Genomic DNA, 17,959 nt, shown 5'->3' with positions numbered 1-17,959 from the left:
TGGAGCCTTATGCCACGCTGCTTTTGGTGTACCGAAGATCCGCTGTACATGGCTTATCACGATCAGGAGTGGGGCACGCCGCTACGCGATGCGCAGGGTTTGTTCGAGTTGCTTTTGCTCGAAGGGTTCCAGGCCGGGCTGTCATGGATCACCGTGCTGCGCAAACGCGCGCACTATCGCGAGGTGCTGTACGGCTTTGACGTGCAGCGTGTGGCGCAGATGAGCGATGCGGAAATCGAAGAATTGATGCTCGATCCGGGGATCATCCGCAACCGTCTCAAACTGAATGCCGCCCGGCGCAATGCCCAGGCCTGGCTGGCGCTGGAGGACCCGGTGGGGTTTCTCTGGTCGTTCGTGAACGATCAACCGATGATCAATCATTTCAAGGATCGCAGTGAAGTCCCGGCCATCACCCCCGAGGCGCTGGCGATGAGCAAAGCCTTGAAAAAGGCCGGCTTCACCTTTGTCGGCCCGACCATTTGCTACGCGCTGATGCAGGCCTCGGGCATGGTCATGGATCACACTCAGGACTGCGACCGCTACGCGCAGCTCACCAACGGCGGTTAGAATGGCCGCCTCGCTCAAATCACTAGATCAGGAGTGACCTGTGGAAAAGTTTAAAGGCGCCTTGCTGGTAGGCGCTCTGCGGCTGTTTGCCCTGCTTCCGTGGCGGGCCGTGCAGGCCGTCGGTTCGGCCATCGGCTGGATCATGTGGAAAACCCCCAACCGTTCCCGCGAAGTGGTGCGGATCAATCTGGCGAAATGTTTTCCACAGATGGACCCGGCCGAGCGTGAGCGTCTGGTCGGCCAGAGTTTGAAAGACATCGGCAAGTCGCTGACCGAAAGCGCCTGCGCGTGGATCTGGCCGGCGCAGCGTTCCATCGATCTGGTACGCGAAGTCGAAGGCCTCGACATCCTCAAGGAGGCGCTGGCTTCGGGCAAAGGCGTGGTCGGCATCACCAGCCACCTGGGCAACTGGGAAGTGCTCAACCACTTCTATTGCAGCCAGTGCAAACCGATCATTTTCTATCGCCCGCCGAAGCTCAAGGCTGTCGATGATTTGCTGCGCAAACAGCGCGTGCAACTGGGCAACAAAGTCGCCGCCTCGACCAAGGAAGGCATTCTCAGTGTGATCAAGGAAGTGCGCAAAGGTGGTGCAGTGGGTATTCCTGCTGACCCGGAACCGGCCGAATCCGCCGGGATCTTCGTGCCGTTCTTCGCCACGCAAGCGCTGACCAGCAAATTCGTGCCGAACATGTTGGCCGGTGGCAAAGCGGTCGGCGTGTTCCTGCATGCGCTGCGTCTGCCGGATGGCTCGGGTTACAAAGTGATCCTCGAAGCCGCGCCGGAAGCCATGTACAGCACCGATACCGCTGAATCCTGCGCAGCAATGAGCAAGGTCGTCGAACGCTACGTTGCGGCATATCCGAGCCAATACATGTGGAGCATGAAGCGCTTCAAGAAGCGTCCACCGGGCGAAGAACGCTGGTATTGATCGAATTGGCACACTCTGTGGATAACTTTTAGGCGCCGCCGCCGCTGGCTGCGGTCGTTCGAGTTATCCCCAGAACACGTTCACCGAAGGGCGCATGAAGATGTCCGAACACCGCAAATCATTCCGCATCAAGATCACCCACGACAGCTTCGGCGAATGCCTCGGGCAGACGCGCAATCTATCGCCCACCGGGGTGTATGTGCAGCATCCGCGCCTGGCATCGTTGCCCGAAGGCGCGGTGGTCTATGGCCAGGTTCAGGGTTTACCCACAGGCGCACCAAAGGTGCGGATGGAAGTGGTCACCGTGGACGCCGAGGGCATCAGCCTGCGCTATTTGTAGACTCGGGCGCCTGCCGATCGAGTTTCTTCAGGAACACCGTCATTTCCTTCTCGGCCTGCTTGTCGCCATGGGCGCGGGCGGCTTCCAGTCCCTGCTCCCACGCCTGACGTGCGGCGGCTTTGTCGCCCAGCGCCAGATGCGCCTTGCCCAGCAGTTTCCACGCCGCCGAATACTTCGGATCGAAGCCGACACAACGCTGGAAATGCTCGGCAGCCTTGGCGTTTTCCCCAAGATCGAGATAACCCTTGCCGAGGCCGAAACGCAGCAGTGAGTTATCCACACCCTTGGCGAGCATTTTTTCCAGGGATTCGAGCATTGATGGGTTCCTTGCTTGAGGAGTGTCAGGGGGATTCAGTGTGTTCTTTAGGCCGCCATCGCTGGCAAGCCAGCTCCCACAGGGTTTTCTGGAGTACCTGTCACTTGTGAACAGCCGAGAAAATTGTGGGAGCTGGCTTGCCAGCGATGAGGCCGGAACAGCCCCCACAAAACCTCAGAAGAAGCTGAGACCCACATGAAACAGCTTCTCCACATCACGAATATGCTTTTTATCCACAAGGAACAGAATCACATGGTCGCCCGCTTCGATCACCGTATCGTCGTGGGCGATGATCACTTGTTCGTTGCGGATCACCGCGCCGATGGTGGTGCCCGGTGGCAGGCCGATTTTCTCGATCGGCTTGCCGATCACCTTGCTCGACTTCGCATCACCGTGGGCAATCGCCTCGATGGCTTCCGCCGCGCCCCGGCGCAGTGAGTGCACGCTGACGATATCGCCCCGTCGCACGTGCGCCAGCAAGGTGCCGATGGTCGCCAGTTGCGGGCTGATGGCGATGTCGATATCGCCGCCCTGAATCAGATCGACGTAGGCCGGGTTGTTGATGATCGTCATCACCTTCTTCGCCCCCAGCCGTTTGGCCAGCAGCGACGACATGATGTTGGCTTCGTCATCGTTGGTCAGCGCGAGGAAGATGTCTGCGTCGGCGATGTTTTCTTCCATCAGCAGATCGCGATCCGATGCACTGCCCTGCAACACCACGGTGCTGTCGAGCGTGTCCGAGAGATAGCGGCAACGCGCCGGGTTCATCTCGATGATCTTCACCTGATAGCGGCTTTCGATCGCCTCGGCCAGACGTTCGCCAATCTGTCCGCCACCGGCAATGACGATGCGTTTATAGGTTTCATCGAGGCGGCGCATTTCGCTCATGACCGCACGAATGTCCTCGCGGGCAGCGATGAAGAACACCTCGTCATCTGCCTCGATCACCGTGTCACCCTGCGGCAGGATCGGCCGGTCGCGGCGGAAAATCGCTGCGACGCGGGTCTCGACGTTCGGCATGTGCTCGCGCAACTGACGCAGTTGCTGACCGACCAGCGGCCCGCCGTAATAAGCGCGCACCGCCACCAGTTGTGCCGCGCCCTCAGCGAAGTCGATCACCTGCAACGCGCCCGGATGCTCGATCAGGCGCTTGATGTAGTTGGTGACCACTTGCTCGGGGCTGATCAGCACATCGACCGGAATCGCTTCGTTCTGGAACAGTTGCTCTTCGCGATTGAGGTACGACGCTTCGCGCACCCGGGCGATTTTCGTCGGGGTGTGGAACAGCGTGTGGGCGACCTGGCAGGCGACCATATTGGTCTCGTCGCTGTTTGTCACCGCCACCAGCATGTCGGCGTCGTCGGCACCGGCCTGACGCAGCACTGACGGCAGCGAGCCACGGCCCTGCACGGTGCGGATGTCGAGACGATCACCGAGATCGCGCAGGCGCTCGCCATCGGTGTCGACCACCGTGATGTCGTTGGCTTCGCTCGCCAGGTGTTCCGCCAGCGAACCGCCGACCTGCCCCGCACCGAGGATGATGATTTTCATCCAGTCACTCCATTGAATCCATTTAGCCGCGCGCGGCAGCGATCTTGATCAGCTTGGCGTAGTAGAACCCGTCATGCCCGCCCTGCTGGGCCAGCAATTGGCGACCATGCGGCTGCTTGATCCCGGCGGTCGTCGCCAGATCCAGTTCGCGGGCCCCCGGGGTGCGTTCGAGGAACGCGGCGATTACTTCGGTGTTCTCGGTCGGCAACGTCGAGCACGTCGCGTAAAGCAGGATGCCGCCGACTTCGAGGGCCTTCCACATCGCGTCGAGCAGTTCGCCTTGCAGTTGCGCGAGCGCGACGATGTCATCGGGCTGACGGGTCAGCTTGATGTCCGGGTGACGGCGGATGACGCCAGTGGCCGAGCAAGGCGCGTCGAGCAGGATGCGCTGGAACGGTTTGCCGTCCCACCACTTGTCGGTCTCGCGACCGTCGGCGGCGATCAGTTCGGCGCTGAGGCCGAGGCGTTCGAGGTTCTCGCGTACACGCACCAGACGCTTGGCTTCCAGATCCACCGCCACCACGCCGGCCAGCGCCGGTTCAGCTTCGAGGATGTGGCAGGTCTTGCCACCCGGCGCGCAGCAGGCGTCGAGCACTCGCTGACCTGGAGCCAGATCGAGCAGGTCGGCGGCCAGTTGCGCGGCTTCGTCCTGCACGCTGATCCAGCCTTCGGCAAAGCCCGGCAGGCTGCGCACGTCAGCGGCGGCTTCGAGGATGATGCCGTCGCGGCTGTAAACGCAGGGGGTTGCGGCGATGCCGGCGTCGGTCAGCAAACCGAGGTAGGCGTCACGGCTATGATGACGGCGATTGACCCTCAGAATCATCGGTGGATGCGCGTTGTTGGCTTCGCAAATCGCTTCCCACTGTTCCGGCCAGAAAGCCTTCAGGGATTTTTGCAGCCAGCGCGGGTGCGCGGTGCGTACCACCGGATCACGTTCCAGTTCGGCGAAAATCGCCTCGCTGTCGCGTTGTGCGCTGCGCAGCACGGCGTTGAGCAAACCCTTGGCCCAAGGTTTTTTCAGCTTCTCGGCGCAACCGACGGTTTCGCCGATGGCGGCATGCGGCGGCACACGGGTGTACAGCAACTGATAGAGACCGACCAGCAGCAACGCCTCGACATCGGCATCCGCAGCCTTGAACGGCTTCTGCAACAGTTTCTCCGCCAATGCCGACAGGCGTGGCTGCCAGCGAGCGGTGCCGAACGCCAGATCCTGGGTGAAACCGCGATCGCGATCCTCGACCTTGTCCAGTTGTGTCGGTAACGAACTGTTGAGCGAAGCTTTGCCGCTGAGTACAGCGGCGAGTGCCTTGGCGGCGGCCAGACGCGGATTCATTGCGCGTCCACCGCAGCGCCCAGCAGCGTGCCGACGGCGAATTTCTCGCGACGGCTGTTGAACAGATCGCTGAAGTTCAGCGCTTTGCCACCGGGCAATTGCAGGCGAGTCAGGCACAGTGCCTGTTCGCCGCAAGCGACGATCAGACCGTCCTTGCTGGCGCCGAGGATCGTCCCCGGTGCGCCGTTGCCGTCAGCGAGTGTCGCGGCCAGCACTTTCAGCGCTTCGCCATTCAGCGTGCTGTGGGTGATCGGCCATGGATTGAAGGCACGCACCAGACGTTCCAGCTCGACGGCCGGACGGCTCCAGTCGATGCGCGCTTCGTCTTTGTTCAGCTTGTGCGCGTAGGTGGCGAGGCTGTCGTCCTGCACTTCGCCTTGCAAGGTGCCGGCGGCCAGACCGGCAATCGCTTGCACCACGGCTGGCGGGCCCATCTCGGCGAGCCGGTCATGCAGGCTGCCGCCGGTGTCTTCGGCGCTGATCGGGGTGACGACCTTGAGCAGCATCGGGCCGGTGTCGAGACCGGCCTCCATGCGCATCACGGTCACGCCGCTTTCGGCATCACCGTGTTCGACGGCACGCTGGATCGGCGCTGCACCGCGCCAGCGTGGCAGCAGGGACGCGTGGCTGTTGATGCAGCCCAGACGCGGAATATCCAGCACCACTTGCGGCAGAATCAGGCCGTAGGCGACCACCACCAGCAAGTCCGGTTTCAATGCCGCCAGTTCAGCCTGAGCGTCTTCGTTGCGCAGGGTTGGCGGCTGCAACACCTGGATATTGTTTTCCAGCGCCAACTGCTTGACCGGGCTCGGCATCAGTTTTTGCCCGCGACCGGCCGGACGATCCGGTTGGGTGTAGACCGCAACGATCTCGTAAGGGCTGCTCAGCAGGGCCTTGAGGTGTTCGGCGGCGAATTCCGGGGTGCCGGCAAAGACGATGCGCAATGGCTCAGTCATGAAGGGCTCTCTGTTGCAAAGCATCTTGAAAAGAAAAAGGCTTGCCGCAGCAAGCCTTTGAAGAGGGGCATCAAGCGTTCTGGCGGTGCTGCTTTTCCAGTTTCTTCTTGATCCGGTCGCGCTTGAGTTGCGACAGGTAATCAACGAACAACTTGCCGTTGAGGTGGTCGCATTCGTGCTGGATGCACACCGCGAGCAGGCCTTCGGCGATCAGTTCGTAGGGCTGACCATCGCGGTCCAGCGCTTTAATTTTGACTTTCTGCGGGCGGTCGACGTTTTCGTAGAAACCCGGCACCGAGAGGCAGCCTTCCTGATACTGATCCATGTCTTCGGTCAGCGATTCGAACTCGGGATTGATGAACACCCGTGGTTCGGTGCGGTCTTCGGAAAGGTCCATCACGACAATACGTTTATGCACGTCGACCTGGGTCGCGGCGAGGCCGATGCCCGGCGCTTCATACATTGTTTCAAACATGTCATCGACCAGCTGACGCACTTCGTCGTCCACTACGGCCACAGGTTTGGCGATAGTGCGCAGGCGCGGGTCTGGAAATTCGAGGATGTTTAAAATGGCCATAGGCTTTGATTGATGCACATGTGAAGTAAAGTCGGGCGATGGCCTGGCGGGTCCGAGGATGCAGGCTACCGTTGTGAAACGTAGCTCTTCTTGAAAGAGCGAGCCACGGGGGCTCTGGCGTTTCACGCGAACGCACATAATAAAGGGATTCACCGCATGAGGAAATCACTACTCGCCCTGCTGCTTCTGGCTTCGGCCGGTGTGGCGCACGGGCAAGTGCAGCTCAAGGAAGGTTTTCCACAGCAATACAAGGTGGTAGCGGGGGACACACTCTGGGACATTTCCGGCAAATACCTGCGCCAGCCGTGGCAATGGCCACAGTTGTGGCAGGCCAATCCGCAGATTGAAAACCCCAACCTGATCTATCCCGGCGACACCTTGTCGCTGAATTACGTCAACGGCGAGCCACGGCTGATGCTCAATCGCGGCGAATCTCGCGGCACCATCAAGCTGTCGCCGCGCATTCGTACCAGCCCGGTGGCCGAGGCGATTCCGAGCATTCCGCTGAAATCGATCAACAGCTTTCTGCTGAGCAACCGCATCGTCGACAAGGTCGAGGACTTCGACAAGGCGCCGTACATCGTCGCCGGCGATGCCGAACGGGTGCTCAGTGGCACCGGCGATAGAATCTTCGCCCGCGGGCATTTCGACCCGAACCAGCCGGTCTACGGCATCTTCCGTCAGGGCAAGGTCTACATTGATCCGCAGACCAAGGAGTTCCTCGGGATCAACGCCGACGACATCGGCGGTGGCGAGATCGTTGCCACCGAAGGCGATGTCGCCACCCTCGCCCTGCAACGCACCACTCAGGAAGTGCGTCTGGGTGACCGCTTGTTCAGCGGCGAAGAACGTTCGATCAACTCGACCTTCATGCCCAGCGCCCCGAGCAGCCAGATCAATGGCGTGATCATCGACGTGCCGCGCGGCGTCACGCAGATCGGTGTGATGGACGTGGTCACCCTGAACAAGGGCAGACGCGATGGTCTGGCCGAGGGCAACGTGTTGGAGGTGATGAAAACCGGCGAAACCGTGCGCGACCGGATCACCGGCCAGCCGCTGAAAATTCCCGACGAACGTGCCGGTTTGCTGATGGTGTTCCGCACCTACGACAAACTTAGTTACGGCCTCGTGCTTAACGCTTCACGCTCGCTGGCGGTGCTCGACAAGGTGCGAAATCCGTAAGCTTGCTTCACAAGTTACCAACAGAGTTATCCACAGCTTGTTCCGAATGGTTCGGACCTTATAACGATCAAGGATGATCCATGATGCTGTCTGTCTGTACCCCGGTTTCCCCTGCGGAACTGGAAGCGCGTTTGCGCCTGCACCGATTGCCGGATATTGGCCCGAAACGTTTTGCCAGATTGCTCGAAGCGTTCGGCTCGGCGTCAAAAGCCATCAGCGCGCCGGCCAGTGCCTGGCGTTCGCTGGGTTTGCCAGCGAGCTGCGCGGAGGCTCGGCGTAGCCCTGAAGTGCGCGATGGCGCGAGCCACGCATTGGCTTGGCTAGAGCGCCCGGGCCAGCATTTGCTGATGTGGGACCAACCAGATTACCCGGCACTGCTGGCGCAGATTCCTGACCCGCCGCCGCTGTTGTTCGTCGCCGGTGACCCGCTGATTTTGGAAAAACCGCAGCTGGCGATGGTCGGCAGTCGTCGTGCTTCGCGTCCAGGGATGGACACCGCTGCCGCGTTTTCCCGCAGCCTCGCCGGGGCCGGTTTTGTCATTACCAGTGGTCTGGCGCTGGGCATCGATGCCGCCGCGCATCAAGCGGCGCTGGACGTTGGCGGGCAAACCGTCGGGGTGCTCGGAACCGGGCTGGAAAAATTTTATCCACAGCGCAATAGACGCCTTGCCGACGCGATGATTGCCTCGGGCAGCGCGGTGGTTTCGGAGTTTCCACTGGACGCCGGACCGACCGCCAGCAACTTCCCGCGCCGCAACCGCATCATCAGCGGTTTATCCCTCGGCGTGCTGGTGGTTGAGGCGAGTGTTGCCAGTGGTTCGCTGATCACCGCGCGGCTGGCGGCGGAACAGGGTCGCGAGGTGTATGCGATTCCCGGATCAATCCATCACCCCGGCGCCAAGGGTTGTCACCAGTTGATCCGCGATGGCGCGGTGCTGGTGGAAACCATCGAACACATCCTCGAAGGGCTGCGGGGCTGGCAGCAGCTACCGTTATGCATGGAAACGCCGCCGGTCGATCACCCGTTGTTGCGCTTGCTGCACGCGGCACCACACACCAGCGAAGCGTTGGTCGACAGCAGTGGCTGGGCGTTGCCCAAGGTGTTGGCGGCGCTGACCGAACTGGAAATGGACGGCCGCGCAGTGTGTGAAAACGGTCGCTGGATGGCCAGGACGAGCTAGGTTTTACGGGGAAGATCGGTAAACTGCGCGAAACCTGTTTGTGGAGAGTTTTTTCATGGTCAACAGTTGGCGTGTGCAACAAGCCGCACGAGAGATTCGCGCCGGGGCGGTGATTGCCTATCCAACCGAAGCCGTCTGGGGGCTGGGTTGCGACCCGTGGAACGAAGAAGCGGTGGATCGGCTGTTGGCGATCAAGAATCGCTCGGTGGACAAGGGGCTGATTCTGGTCGCTGACAACATCCGCCAGTTCGACTTCCTGTTCGAAGACTTCCCGCAGGAGTGGATCGACCGCATGGCCAGCACCTGGCCGGGGCCGAACACCTGGCTGGTGCCGCATCAGTGCCTGCTGCCCGAGTGGGTGACCGGGGTGCATGAGACCGTGGCATTGCGCGTGAGTGATCATCCGCAGGTGCGGGATCTGTGCTCGATGGTGGGGCCGTTGATTTCGACGTCGGCCAATCCACAAGGTCGCCCGGCAGCGCGCACGCGGTTGCGGGTCGAGCAGTATTTCCGTGGGCAGGTTGATCTGGTGCTCGGCGGGGAGTTGGGTGGGCGCAAGAACCCGAGCCTGATTCGTGACCTGGTGAGCGGCGAAGTGGTGCGCCCGGCCTAGAACCGAGTTGCTCCAATCGCTGGCAAGCCAGCTCCCACATGGGTGTTCGGTGTACATGGATTCCCTGTACAACTCAGAACCTGTGGGAGCTGGCTTGCCAGCGATGGCGTCCTCAAGGCAACAGAATTGTCGACCCAGTCGTGCGTCGTGCCGACAACTCGGTCTGCGCCTTCGCCGCATCCGCCAGTGAATAGCGTTGGCTGATATCCACTTTGATCTTGCCGCTGATGATCATCTCGAACAGCTCATCCGCCATGCGCTGCAGGTTCTCGGCATTGTTGGCGTAGGTCGCGAGGGTCGGCCGGGTCACGTACAGCGAACCTTTGGCCGAGAGAATCCCCAGATTCACCCCGTCCACCGCCCCCGACGCATTACCGAAACTGACCACCAGCCCACGCGGCGACACGCTGTCCAGCGAGGTCAGCCAAGTGTCTTTGCCGACGCCGTCATAGACCACCGGGACTTTTTTGCCGTCGGTCAATTCCAGCACGCGTTGCGCAACGTTTTCGTGGCTGTAATCGATGGTCGCCCAGGCGCCGTTGGATTTGGCCAGTTCGGCTTTTTCCTTCGAGCTGACGGTGCCGATCAGCTTCACGCCCAGCGCCTTGGCCCATTGGCAGGCCAGCGAGCCAACACCACCGGCAGCGGCGTGGAACAGAATGGTTTCGCCACCCTTGAGTTCATAGGTCTGGCGCAACAGATATTGCACGGTCAGGCCTTTGAGCATGACGCCGGCAGCGGTTTCGAAACTGATCTCGTCCGGCAGTTTCACCAGATTGTCCTGAGGCAAAACGTGCAGCTCGCTGTAGGCGCCCAAAGGGCCACTGCCATAAGCCACGCGATCACCGACCTTGAACCGGGTGACGTCGCTGCCCACCGCATCGACGATGCCCGCACCTTCAGCACCCAGGCCCGATGGCAGGGCTGGCGGTGCGTAGAGACCGCTGCGGAAATAGGTGTCGATGAAGTTCAGGCCAATCGCCTTGTTGGCCACGCGCACTTGGGTCGGGCCGGGCTCGGCGGGCTGATAGTCAACAAATTCGAGTACTTCGGGACCGCCGTGGGCGCGGAACTGGATACGCTTTGCCATCTGCCTGCTCTCCTTGGGGCTTTCGTGAACCCCCTATCCAACTCCCTTGGTTGATCTTCGTCAACTGCGGCGCGCCGGCCTGCGGTGGTATGCTACGCGCCCATTTGCGTCGCCCGCCCACGGGGCGCCGCCTAGTGATGCCCCGATCCAAGGTGATGCCATGACGACCCGCACCGACGCCGTAAAGGCCTATCTGCTCGACCTGCAAGAGCGCATCTGCGCCGCTCTGGAAACCGAGGACGGCGGCGCTCGCTTCGTCGAAGACGCCTGGACCCGGCCTGCCGGCGGTGGCGGTCGCACCCGGGTGATAGAGAACGGCACGGTGATCGAAAAGGGCGGCGTGAACTTCTCCCACGTGTTCGGCAACGGTCTGCCACCGTCGGCCAGCGCCCATCGTCCTGAACTCGCCGGTCGTGGTTTCGAAGCCCTCGGCGTGTCGCTGGTGATCCATCCGCACAACCCGCATGTACCGACTTCCCACGCCAACGTGCGCTTTTTCATCGCCGAGAAAGAAGGTGAAGAGCCGGTCTGGTGGTTCGGTGGCGGCTTCGACCTGACGCCGTATTACGGCAACGAAGAAGACTGTATTCACTGGCACCGCGTTGCCGAGCAGGCCTGCGCGCCGTTCGGGGCGGACGTTTATCCGCGTTACAAGGCGTGGTGCGACACCTATTTCCACATCAAGCATCGTCACGAACCGCGTGGCATTGGCGGCTTGTTCTTCGATGACCTGAACGAGTGGGACTTCGACACCAGTTTCGCCTTCATGCGCGCTATCGGTGACGCCTACATCGACGCGTATCTGCCCATCGTGCAGCGCCGCAAGCACGATGCGTTCACCGCGCAGCAACGCGAGTTCCAGGAATTCCGCCGTGGCCGCTACGTCGAGTTCAACCTGGTTTACGACCGTGGCACGCTGTTCGGCCTGCAATCGGGCGGGCGTACCGAGTCGATCCTGATGTCGCTGCCGCCGCAAGTGCGCTGGGGCTACGACTGGAAAGCCGAACCCGGCAGCGAAGAAGCACGCCTGACCGAATACTTCCTGCAAGACCGCGACTGGCTGGCCGAGGCCTGAGGACATCTGATGGATCGTTACGTCGTTTTCGGCAACCCGATTGGCCACAGCAAGTCGCCGATGATCCACAAGCTGTTTGCCGAACAGACCGGGCAGAGCCTCGAATACGCCACGCTGCTGGCGCCGCTGGATGACTTTGCCGGCTGCGCCACGGCGTTTTTCCGCGAAGGTCGTGGCGCCAATGTCACCGTACCGTTCAAGGAAGACGCTTATCGTCTGGCCAACGCCCTGACCGCCCGGGCGCAACGGGCCGGTGCGGTGAACACCCTGAGCAAACTGGCGGATGGTTCCTTGCTCGGTGACAACACCGACGGCGCCGGACTGGTGCGGGATCTGACGGTGAATGCCGGGTTCAGCCTGACTGGCAAACGCATTCTGCTGCTCGGCGCCGGTGGTGCGGTGCGCGGTGCGCTGGAACCGTTGCTGGCGGAACAACCGGCGTCGGTGATCATCGCCAACCGCACGGTGGACAAGGCTGAGCTACTGGCCGAGTTGTTCAGCGATCTGGGGCCGGTGTCAGCCAGTGGTTTCGACTGGTTGCGTGAGCCGGTGGACGTGATCATCAATGCCACTTCCGCCAGCCTCACCGGCGACGTGCCGCCGATTGCGCCGAGCCTGATCGAACCCGGCAAGACCCTGTGCTACGACATGATGTACGGCAAGGAGCCGACGGCGTTCTGCCGTTGGGCCACCGAGCATGGCGCGGCGGTATCGATGGATGGCTTGGGCATGCTGGCTGAACAGGCGGCGGAAGCGTTTTTCCTGTGGCGCGGGGTGCGCCCGGATACTGCTCCGGTTCTCGCCGAACTGCGCCGCCAACTGGCCGTTTAAAAGCATCGCTGGCAAGCCAGCTCCCACAAGGATCACCTAAATCCCTGTGGGAGCTGGCTTGCCAGCGATTGAAGTCGACGCGGATATCAGATCAGTCTTCAAACCTGATCGGGCATTTCTCCGGCCCTTCAAGCTTCCTCAACTCCTCCACCACCTGCGGCCGGGCCCCGCGCAAGGTCAGGCTGCGATCCTGACGCAGCAAACGCCGCGCTTCCTGATGCAGCATCTCCACCCCCGAATAATCGATGAAGTTGATCTGCTGCGCCTCGATCACCACTCGCGCGCCGTGCATCCGTTGCAGGCGCACTTGCAGGTAATGGCTGGCGCCGAAAAAAATCGAGCCGCCGACTCGCAGCACATCATCCTCGCCATCCCGCCAATGCTGCACCCGTGGTTGCGAAGTGCGTTTGAGATAGAAGAACAGCGACGCCAGCACCCCGGCGTAGATTGCCGTCTGCAACTCCAGCAGTAGCGTGGCGAGACAGGTCAGCGCCATCACCACGAACTCGGCACGGCTGACCCGCAGCAACGAACGAATCCCGCGATGATCGACCAGTCCCCAGGCGATCAACAGAATGCTGCCGGCCATGGCCGGGATCGGAATGTGCGCAATCAACCCGGCGCCGAAAATCGCGAATAACGCTACCCAGATCGCCGAAAACACCCCGGCCAGCGGCGAGCAGGCGCCCGCCTCGTAGCTCAGTCCGGAACGGGTGAATGATCCGGCAGACAGCGAGCCGGAAAAAAACGCCCCGACGATATTCGACAAGCCCTGAGCGCGGACTTCCTGATTGGCGTCGAGCAATTGCTGCGAACGGGCGGAAATCGAGCGGGCAATCGACAGGCTGGTAACCAGCCCGAGCATGCCCACCGCAACGGCGCTGGGCAGCAGACGCAGAATCAAATCCAGATCCAGCGGTAACGCGCTGAACGGTGGCAAGCGACCGACAAATGCGCTGACCAGATGCACGTGGCCGAACATCGCCGGCCACAGCCACACCACCAGACTGCCAAGCACCAGCGTCATCAGCAGCGTCAGCCAGCGCGGCAGCAATTGTTTCAGCACCACACCGACCACCACCGTGGCCACGCCGAGGGCCAGTGAAGGTTTATCCACAGCCCCGAGATGGTGGATCAGATCCATCAGGCTAGCCAGCGCTGTGGCTTTGGCTGGTAGATCCAGGCCAAGCAAGTTCGGCAGTTGCCCGATGGCAATCACCACCGCTGCGCCGAGGGTGAAACCCAGCACCACCGAATGCGAGACGAAATTCACCAGTGCGCCGAAACGCAGCAAACCGAGCAACCACTGGAATATCCCGGCGAGCAAGGTCAGCAGCAGAATCAGCGTGATGTAGTCCTGCGATGCCGGCACGGCCAATGGGCTGACGCTGGCGTAGAGCACAATCGAAATGGCTGCGGTCGGGCCGCAGATCAGATGCCACGACGAACCCCACAGGCAGGCGATCAACACCGGGATGATTGCCGCGTAGAGACCGTATTCAGGTGGGAGACCGGCGATCAACGCGTAGGCAATCGACTGCGGCAACGCGAGAATTGCACCGCTGAGCCCAACGATCAGATCCCGCCCGACGCTGGCGCGGGTCTGCCGAGGCAGCCAGGACAGGAATGGGAAGAGTGAATGGCGGCTGGGGAAGGCCATGGGTTCTCGCGGTTGGGGTTTTCAGGCAAGCCTATCAGGACAGCGCGATCATTGTGGCGAGGGGATTTATCCCCGTTCGGCTGCGAAGCAGTCGCGTGACCGTTACACGCGGTACATCTGATATTTCGTGCGTGCAGGTTTTGGGGTCGCTCCGCGACCCAACGGGGATAAATCCCCTCGCCACAGGTAAATGGGAGGTCTTACAGTTTGGCTTTGACGGCAGCCAGAGCCTCCTTGCCGTCCAAGGTCTTCACCCCATCCAGCCACTTATCCAGCACCGCCGGATTCGCCTTGATCCACGCCTTCACCGCATCAGCATTACTGACCTTCTTGTTCACCACCTCGGCCATGATGCTGTTCTCCATCTCCTGAGTGAACGAAAGATTGGTCAGCAATTTACCCACATTCGGGCAGGCCTCGGCGTAACCCTTGCGCGTCAGGGTAAAGACGCTGCCGGTGTCACCGAAGTATTTCTCGCCGCCCTTCAAGTAATGCATCTTCAATTGCACGTTCATCGGGTGCGGGGTCCAGCCGAGGAAGGTCACGAACTTCTGCTTCTTCACCGCCCGCGAAACTTCGGCGAGCATCGCCTGTTCGCTGGATTCGATCAGCTTCCACTGACCCAGATCGAAGTCGTTTTTCTTGATGATGTCTTGCAGCGAGATATTCGCCGGCGCGCCGGAGCCGATGCCGTAGATCTTCTTCTCGAACTTGTCGGCGAACTTGTTCAGGTCAGCAAAGTTATGCACACCCGCGTCCCACACGTAGTCCGGCACGGCCAAAGTGAACTCGGTGCCGTCGAGGTTCTTCGCCAGTTGCGTGACATCACCGGTGGCGACGAACTTGTCATAGAAGCCCTGCTGCGCCGGCATCCAGTTACCGAGGAAGACATCGACCTGGCCGTCCTTCAAGCCGCCAAAGGTGATCGGCACCGCAAGCGTGTCGACCTTGGCCTTGTAGCCCATGCCGTCCAGCAGAAACCCGGTGATGGCGTTGGTCGCGGCGATGTCGCTCCAGCCGGGGTCGGCCATTTTCACCGTCTCGCAACTTTGCTCGGCGAATGCCGATGCGCTGCCCAGTGCGAGCAGGCTGACCGTCACTACTGTGGATAACTTGACCATGGACTTCCCCTTAACATTATTGGTTTTGGCAGGGTTGTGGATAACGTGCTTTGCGCTCCAGGTCATCGAGGTCGATGTGGTTGCGCATGTACTGCTGACTGGCGTCCACCAGCGGCTGGTGATCCCAGCTCTTCAGCTTGCCGACGGTCAGGGCATCGGCGACAAACCGGCGGCGTCGTTGACTGGCGAGCACCTGGCGGGTGATCGCCGGGATGTCCCATTTTGCCCGCGCCTCGGCGAGAAAATCGTCGAACAGCGGGCGATGTTGCGGCGACTGGCTGAGTTCTTCCAGTTCACGCGGATCGTTATCCACGTCGAAGAGTAGGCAAGGGTCGTCTTCACTGTAGATAAATTTGTAGGCGCCACGACGGATCATCATCAACGGGCTGATGGTGCCTTCGGCCATGTATTCGCCGAACACTTCGTCATGCCCGCCCTGCCCTTGCAGGTGCGGCACCAGCGAGCGGCCATCCAGCGGCAGGCCCGGTTCCAGGGTGCCGCCGGCCAGTTCGACGAAGGTTGGCAACAGGTCAGCGGTGGACACCGCAGCGCTGACACGGCTGGCGCCGAACTGGCCCGGAGCACTTATCAACAGGGGCACCCGTGCGGCCATTTCGAACCAGTGCATTTTGTACCAGAGGCCTTTCTCGCCGAGCATGTCGCCATGGTCGCCGGAGAACACGATGATCGCATCGTCGATCAGCCCGGTTTCCTCCAGAGTTTGCAGAAGTTTGCCGACGTTGGCGTCGATATAGCTGCACGCGCCAAAATACGCCCGACGTGCATCACGAATCTTATCCACAGGCAGTGGCTTGTCCCACAGGTCGTACACCTTGAGCAGGCGCTGTGAGTGCGGATCGAGTTCGTGCGGGTCTGGCGTTGTAGGTAGCGGGATATCGGCATCGTCGTACAAATCCCAGAACGCCTTGGGAATTGTGTACGGGTCGTGTGGATGAGTCATCGACACGGTCAAGCAGAATGGCTGGTCGCCGTCCTCGCGGATGTGGTCGAACAGATACTGCTGCGCCTTGAACACCACCTCTTCGTCGAAGTCGAGCTGGTTGGTGCGCACGCAGGGCCCGGCTTGCAGCACCGAGGACATATTGTGATACCACGTCGGGCGCACGTCCGGCTCGTCCCAGTTCACCGCCCAGCCATAGTCGGCCGGATAGATGTCGCTGGTCAGGCGTTCTTCATAGCCGTGCAGTTGATCCGGGCCGCAGAAATGCATCTTGCCCGACAGCGCCGTGCGGTAACCGAGGCGGCGCAGGTAATGGGCGTAGGTCGGAATATCGGCAGGGAAATCGGCGGCGTTGTCGTAGGCGCCGATCTTGCTCGGCAACTGGCCGCTTACCAGGGTGAAACGCGATGGCGCGCATAGTGGACTGTTGCAATAAGCAGCGTCGAACACCACGCCTTGGGCGGCGAGGCGCGAAAGATTCGGCAGTTTGATCGGCGACGGGCCGTAGAACGGCAACATTGGCGCGGCCATTTGATCGGCCATGATGAAAAGAATGTTCTTGCGCTTCATGTGATCGCGGCATTCCATGTTGAATATTTATGCGAGAGTGCTGCGATTGAGCATGGATTCCATAGCGGATCTGGTAAACACCGTGGCCGGCAATGACTAGGATAAGCACAGCTTATGTATGAAGCCCTTGGCGATCTGTCCCTCGACCTGCTCCGTGCCTTCGATGCGGCGGCCCGTCATCGCAGCTTCACTGCCGCTGCGGTAGAACTGGGCACCACGCAACCGGCGATCAGTCAGCAGATCAAACGGCTCGAAGAACAGCTCGGCACGCGACTGTTCGACCGTATCTACCGTGGCATTGAATTGACCGAGGTCGGGTCAATCCTGTTCGAGCAAGTTACCCTCGGTTTGCAGAATATCGACGCAGGATTGAGCGCGATCAGCGCACAACAGCAGCACGAGGTGTTACAGGTCGCGACCGATTTTGCCTTTGCTGCGTACTGGCTGATGCCGCGCTTGCACCGTTTCCATGAAGCCAATCCGCAAGTGGACGTGAGCCTGGTCACCAGCGAACGAAATCACAACATGCTGCGCACTGACATCGATGTGGCGATCCTGTTTGGCGACGGCCGTTTCAAGCAGGGTGAAAGCCATTGGCTGTTCAGCGAGGAAGTGTTCCCGGTGTGCAGTCCGCAATTGCTCAAGGAGCGCACCCTGCCCTTGCCGGCGCAGGCGTTGCTGGAGTTTCCGTTGCTGCACCTGCGTGGGGAAAACAGCAGCAACTGGTTTGACTGGAGCGGGTTGTTTCGCGAGCTGGGCATCAGCACGCCGCCAGCGCCGGGGCAGTTGCGCTTCGACAATTACACGCTGCTGATTCAAGCGGCGATTGGCGGTCAGGGCGTGGCCATCGGCTGGCGTCACCTTGTGGATAACTTGCTGACCCAGGGTTTGTTGTGTCGGCCGATTGCTGAAACGACGTTATCGCGGCTGGGGTATTACGTGGTGTTGCCCCAGCGTAAGCGGCGTGGGGCGTTGATTCAGCAGTTTGTTGATTGGTTGATGGCGGAGCAGGCCAGTAGTGCTGAATCGTTGAGCGGGGTGACGTTACCTTCAATTGCGGTTTGAGGATCAAAAGATCGCAGCGTGCCGCAGCTCCTACATTGGATC

Annotated in this window: 18 protein-coding genes; 9 read left to right on the top strand and 9 right to left on the bottom strand. The window is 61.0% G+C overall.

From position 1 onward, the window contains the following. Window positions 1–9 precede the first annotated feature (9 nt). The 3 genes from ACIOZM_RS26360 to ACIOZM_RS26350 all read left to right on the top strand — a co-directional run bounded on the left by ACIOZM_RS26360 (window position 10) and on the right by ACIOZM_RS26350 (window position 1,835). Window positions 10–567, top strand: coding sequence for a DNA-3-methyladenine glycosylase I (locus ACIOZM_RS26360; protein ID WP_401219263.1), 558 nt, complete (start codon window positions 10–12; stop codon window positions 565–567). A gap of 40 nt (window positions 568–607) precedes the next feature. Beyond that, entirely contained in the window at window positions 608–1,495 is an 888-nt protein-coding gene (locus ACIOZM_RS26355) for a lysophospholipid acyltransferase (protein WP_401219260.1), read from the top strand. A 100-nt stretch (window positions 1,496–1,595) separates the two neighbouring features. Beyond that, complete coding sequence (locus ACIOZM_RS26350) at window positions 1,596–1,835, top strand: PilZ domain-containing protein (RefSeq protein WP_401219261.1); 240 nt, start codon at window positions 1,596–1,598, stop codon at window positions 1,833–1,835. On the opposite strand, the gene ACIOZM_RS26345 is transcribed toward ACIOZM_RS26350, so the two are convergent. The 5 genes from ACIOZM_RS26345 to def all read right to left on the bottom strand — a co-directional run bounded on the left by ACIOZM_RS26345 (window position 1,816) and on the right by def (window position 6,568). After that, window positions 1,816–2,151 (bottom strand): tetratricopeptide repeat protein, encoded by a 336-nt coding sequence (locus tag ACIOZM_RS26345; protein ID WP_401219259.1) that lies wholly within the window; start codon window positions 2,149–2,151, stop codon window positions 1,816–1,818. The genes ACIOZM_RS26350 and ACIOZM_RS26345 overlap by 20 nt on opposite strands. Before the next feature lie 174 nt (window positions 2,152–2,325). Further along, on the bottom strand, window positions 2,326–3,702 hold the full coding sequence (gene trkA / locus ACIOZM_RS26340) for a Trk system potassium transporter TrkA (RefSeq protein WP_401219257.1): 1,377 nt from the start codon (window positions 3,700–3,702) through the stop codon (window positions 2,326–2,328). 22 nt (window positions 3,703–3,724) lie between these two features. Further along, window positions 3,725–5,035 carry a 16S rRNA (cytosine(967)-C(5))-methyltransferase RsmB gene (gene rsmB / locus ACIOZM_RS26335; protein ID WP_401219254.1) on the bottom strand — a complete coding sequence of 437 codons (1,311 nt, stop codon included), beginning with the start codon at window positions 5,033–5,035 and terminating at the stop codon, window positions 3,725–3,727. Further along, on the bottom strand, window positions 5,032–5,991 hold the full coding sequence (gene fmt / locus ACIOZM_RS26330; protein ID WP_401219251.1) for a methionyl-tRNA formyltransferase: 960 nt from the start codon (window positions 5,989–5,991) through the stop codon (window positions 5,032–5,034). Before fmt ends, rsmB begins: the two co-directional genes overlap by 4 nt. Before the next feature lie 70 nt (window positions 5,992–6,061). Continuing rightward, window positions 6,062–6,568 (bottom strand): peptide deformylase, encoded by a 507-nt coding sequence (gene def / locus ACIOZM_RS26325; RefSeq protein WP_401219248.1) that lies wholly within the window; start codon window positions 6,566–6,568, stop codon window positions 6,062–6,064. Window positions 6,569–6,724: 156 nt separating this feature from the next. Between def and ACIOZM_RS26320 the strand changes: the two genes are divergently transcribed. The 3 genes from ACIOZM_RS26320 (at window position 6,725) to ACIOZM_RS26310 (ending at window position 9,544) form a co-directional block, all read left to right on the top strand. Continuing rightward, the gene (locus ACIOZM_RS26320; protein ID WP_401219245.1) at window positions 6,725–7,750 is read left to right on the top strand and encodes a LysM peptidoglycan-binding domain-containing protein; all 1,026 of its coding nucleotides are present in this window, start codon (window positions 6,725–6,727) and stop codon (window positions 7,748–7,750) included. A gap of 80 nt (window positions 7,751–7,830) precedes the next feature. Beyond that, window positions 7,831–8,931 (top strand): DNA-processing protein DprA, encoded by a 1,101-nt coding sequence (gene dprA, locus ACIOZM_RS26315; protein ID WP_401219242.1) that lies wholly within the window; start codon window positions 7,831–7,833, stop codon window positions 8,929–8,931. A 55-nt stretch (window positions 8,932–8,986) separates the two neighbouring features. Continuing rightward, window positions 8,987–9,544 carry an L-threonylcarbamoyladenylate synthase gene (locus ACIOZM_RS26310; RefSeq protein ID WP_401219240.1) on the top strand — a complete coding sequence of 186 codons (558 nt, stop codon included), beginning with the start codon at window positions 8,987–8,989 and terminating at the stop codon, window positions 9,542–9,544. A gap of 112 nt (window positions 9,545–9,656) precedes the next feature. On the opposite strand, the gene ACIOZM_RS26305 is transcribed toward ACIOZM_RS26310, so the two are convergent. Further along, complete coding sequence (locus ACIOZM_RS26305; protein WP_401219237.1) at window positions 9,657–10,634, bottom strand: NADPH:quinone reductase; 978 nt, start codon at window positions 10,632–10,634, stop codon at window positions 9,657–9,659. A 160-nt stretch (window positions 10,635–10,794) separates the two neighbouring features. On the opposite strand from ACIOZM_RS26305, the gene hemF reads away from it, so the two are divergent. Together hemF and aroE are read left to right on the top strand one after the other, a co-directional pair. Continuing rightward, complete coding sequence (gene hemF / locus ACIOZM_RS26300; protein WP_401219235.1) at window positions 10,795–11,709, top strand: oxygen-dependent coproporphyrinogen oxidase; 915 nt, start codon at window positions 10,795–10,797, stop codon at window positions 11,707–11,709. A 9-nt stretch (window positions 11,710–11,718) separates the two neighbouring features. Beyond that, on the top strand, window positions 11,719–12,540 hold the full coding sequence (aroE, locus tag ACIOZM_RS26295) for a shikimate dehydrogenase (RefSeq protein WP_401219233.1): 822 nt from the start codon (window positions 11,719–11,721) through the stop codon (window positions 12,538–12,540). A 91-nt stretch (window positions 12,541–12,631) separates the two neighbouring features. Here the strand turns inward: aroE and ACIOZM_RS26290 are convergent, their stop codons facing one another. The 3 genes from ACIOZM_RS26290 to betC form a co-directional block, all read right to left on the bottom strand. Then, complete coding sequence (locus ACIOZM_RS26290) at window positions 12,632–14,200, bottom strand: SulP family inorganic anion transporter (RefSeq protein WP_401219230.1); 1,569 nt, start codon at window positions 14,198–14,200, stop codon at window positions 12,632–12,634. 200 nt (window positions 14,201–14,400) lie between these two features. Further along, window positions 14,401–15,321, bottom strand: coding sequence for a choline ABC transporter substrate-binding protein (choX, locus tag ACIOZM_RS26285; RefSeq protein ID WP_401219228.1), 921 nt, complete (start codon window positions 15,319–15,321; stop codon window positions 14,401–14,403). A gap of 16 nt (window positions 15,322–15,337) precedes the next feature. Further along, window positions 15,338–16,852 carry a choline-sulfatase gene (betC, locus tag ACIOZM_RS26280; protein WP_401219225.1) on the bottom strand — a complete coding sequence of 505 codons (1,515 nt, stop codon included), beginning with the start codon at window positions 16,850–16,852 and terminating at the stop codon, window positions 15,338–15,340. A 114-nt stretch (window positions 16,853–16,966) separates the two neighbouring features. Between betC and ACIOZM_RS26275 the strand changes: the two genes are divergently transcribed. Next, window positions 16,967–17,917, top strand: coding sequence for a choline sulfate utilization transcriptional regulator (locus tag ACIOZM_RS26275; RefSeq protein ID WP_401219222.1), 951 nt, complete (start codon window positions 16,967–16,969; stop codon window positions 17,915–17,917). Window positions 17,918–17,959: the final 42 nt, after the last annotated feature.

The organism is Pseudomonas sp. NPDC087346 (assembly GCF_044744235.1).
Taxonomy (GTDB): Bacteria; Pseudomonadota; Gammaproteobacteria; order Pseudomonadales; family Pseudomonadaceae; genus Aquipseudomonas.
The sequence above is the reverse complement of the archived record's forward strand: the minus strand, read 5'-3'. Positions and strand labels throughout refer to the sequence as shown.

Coding starts and splice junctions, on each gene's coding strand:
- ACIOZM_RS26360 (WP_401219263.1), top strand. CDS start 10: ATGCCACGCTGCTTTTGGTGTACCGAAGATCCGCTGTACATGGCTTAT.
- ACIOZM_RS26350 (WP_401219261.1), top strand. CDS start 1,596: ATGTCCGAACACCGCAAATCATTCCGCATCAAGATCACCCACGACAGC.
- ACIOZM_RS26345 (WP_401219259.1), bottom strand. CDS start 2,151: ATGCTCGAATCCCTGGAAAAAATGCTCGCCAAGGGTGTGGATAACTCA.
- trkA (WP_401219257.1), bottom strand. CDS start 3,702: ATGAAAATCATCATCCTCGGTGCGGGGCAGGTCGGCGGTTCGCTGGCG.
- rsmB (WP_401219254.1), bottom strand. CDS start 5,035: ATGAATCCGCGTCTGGCCGCCGCCAAGGCACTCGCCGCTGTACTCAGC.
- fmt (WP_401219251.1), bottom strand. CDS start 5,991: ATGACTGAGCCATTGCGCATCGTCTTTGCCGGCACCCCGGAATTCGCC.
- def (WP_401219248.1), bottom strand. CDS start 6,568: ATGGCCATTTTAAACATCCTCGAATTTCCAGACCCGCGCCTGCGCACT.
- ACIOZM_RS26320 (WP_401219245.1), top strand. CDS start 6,725: ATGAGGAAATCACTACTCGCCCTGCTGCTTCTGGCTTCGGCCGGTGTG.
- dprA (WP_401219242.1), top strand. CDS start 7,831: ATGATGCTGTCTGTCTGTACCCCGGTTTCCCCTGCGGAACTGGAAGCG.
- ACIOZM_RS26310 (WP_401219240.1), top strand. CDS start 8,987: ATGGTCAACAGTTGGCGTGTGCAACAAGCCGCACGAGAGATTCGCGCC.
- ACIOZM_RS26305 (WP_401219237.1), bottom strand. CDS start 10,634: ATGGCAAAGCGTATCCAGTTCCGCGCCCACGGCGGTCCCGAAGTACTC.
- hemF (WP_401219235.1), top strand. CDS start 10,795: ATGACGACCCGCACCGACGCCGTAAAGGCCTATCTGCTCGACCTGCAA.
- aroE (WP_401219233.1), top strand. CDS start 11,719: ATGGATCGTTACGTCGTTTTCGGCAACCCGATTGGCCACAGCAAGTCG.
- ACIOZM_RS26290 (WP_401219230.1), bottom strand. CDS start 14,200: ATGGCCTTCCCCAGCCGCCATTCACTCTTCCCATTCCTGTCCTGGCTG.
- choX (WP_401219228.1), bottom strand. CDS start 15,321: ATGGTCAAGTTATCCACAGTAGTGACGGTCAGCCTGCTCGCACTGGGC.
- betC (WP_401219225.1), bottom strand. CDS start 16,852: ATGAAGCGCAAGAACATTCTTTTCATCATGGCCGATCAAATGGCCGCG.
- ACIOZM_RS26275 (WP_401219222.1), top strand. CDS start 16,967: ATGTATGAAGCCCTTGGCGATCTGTCCCTCGACCTGCTCCGTGCCTTC.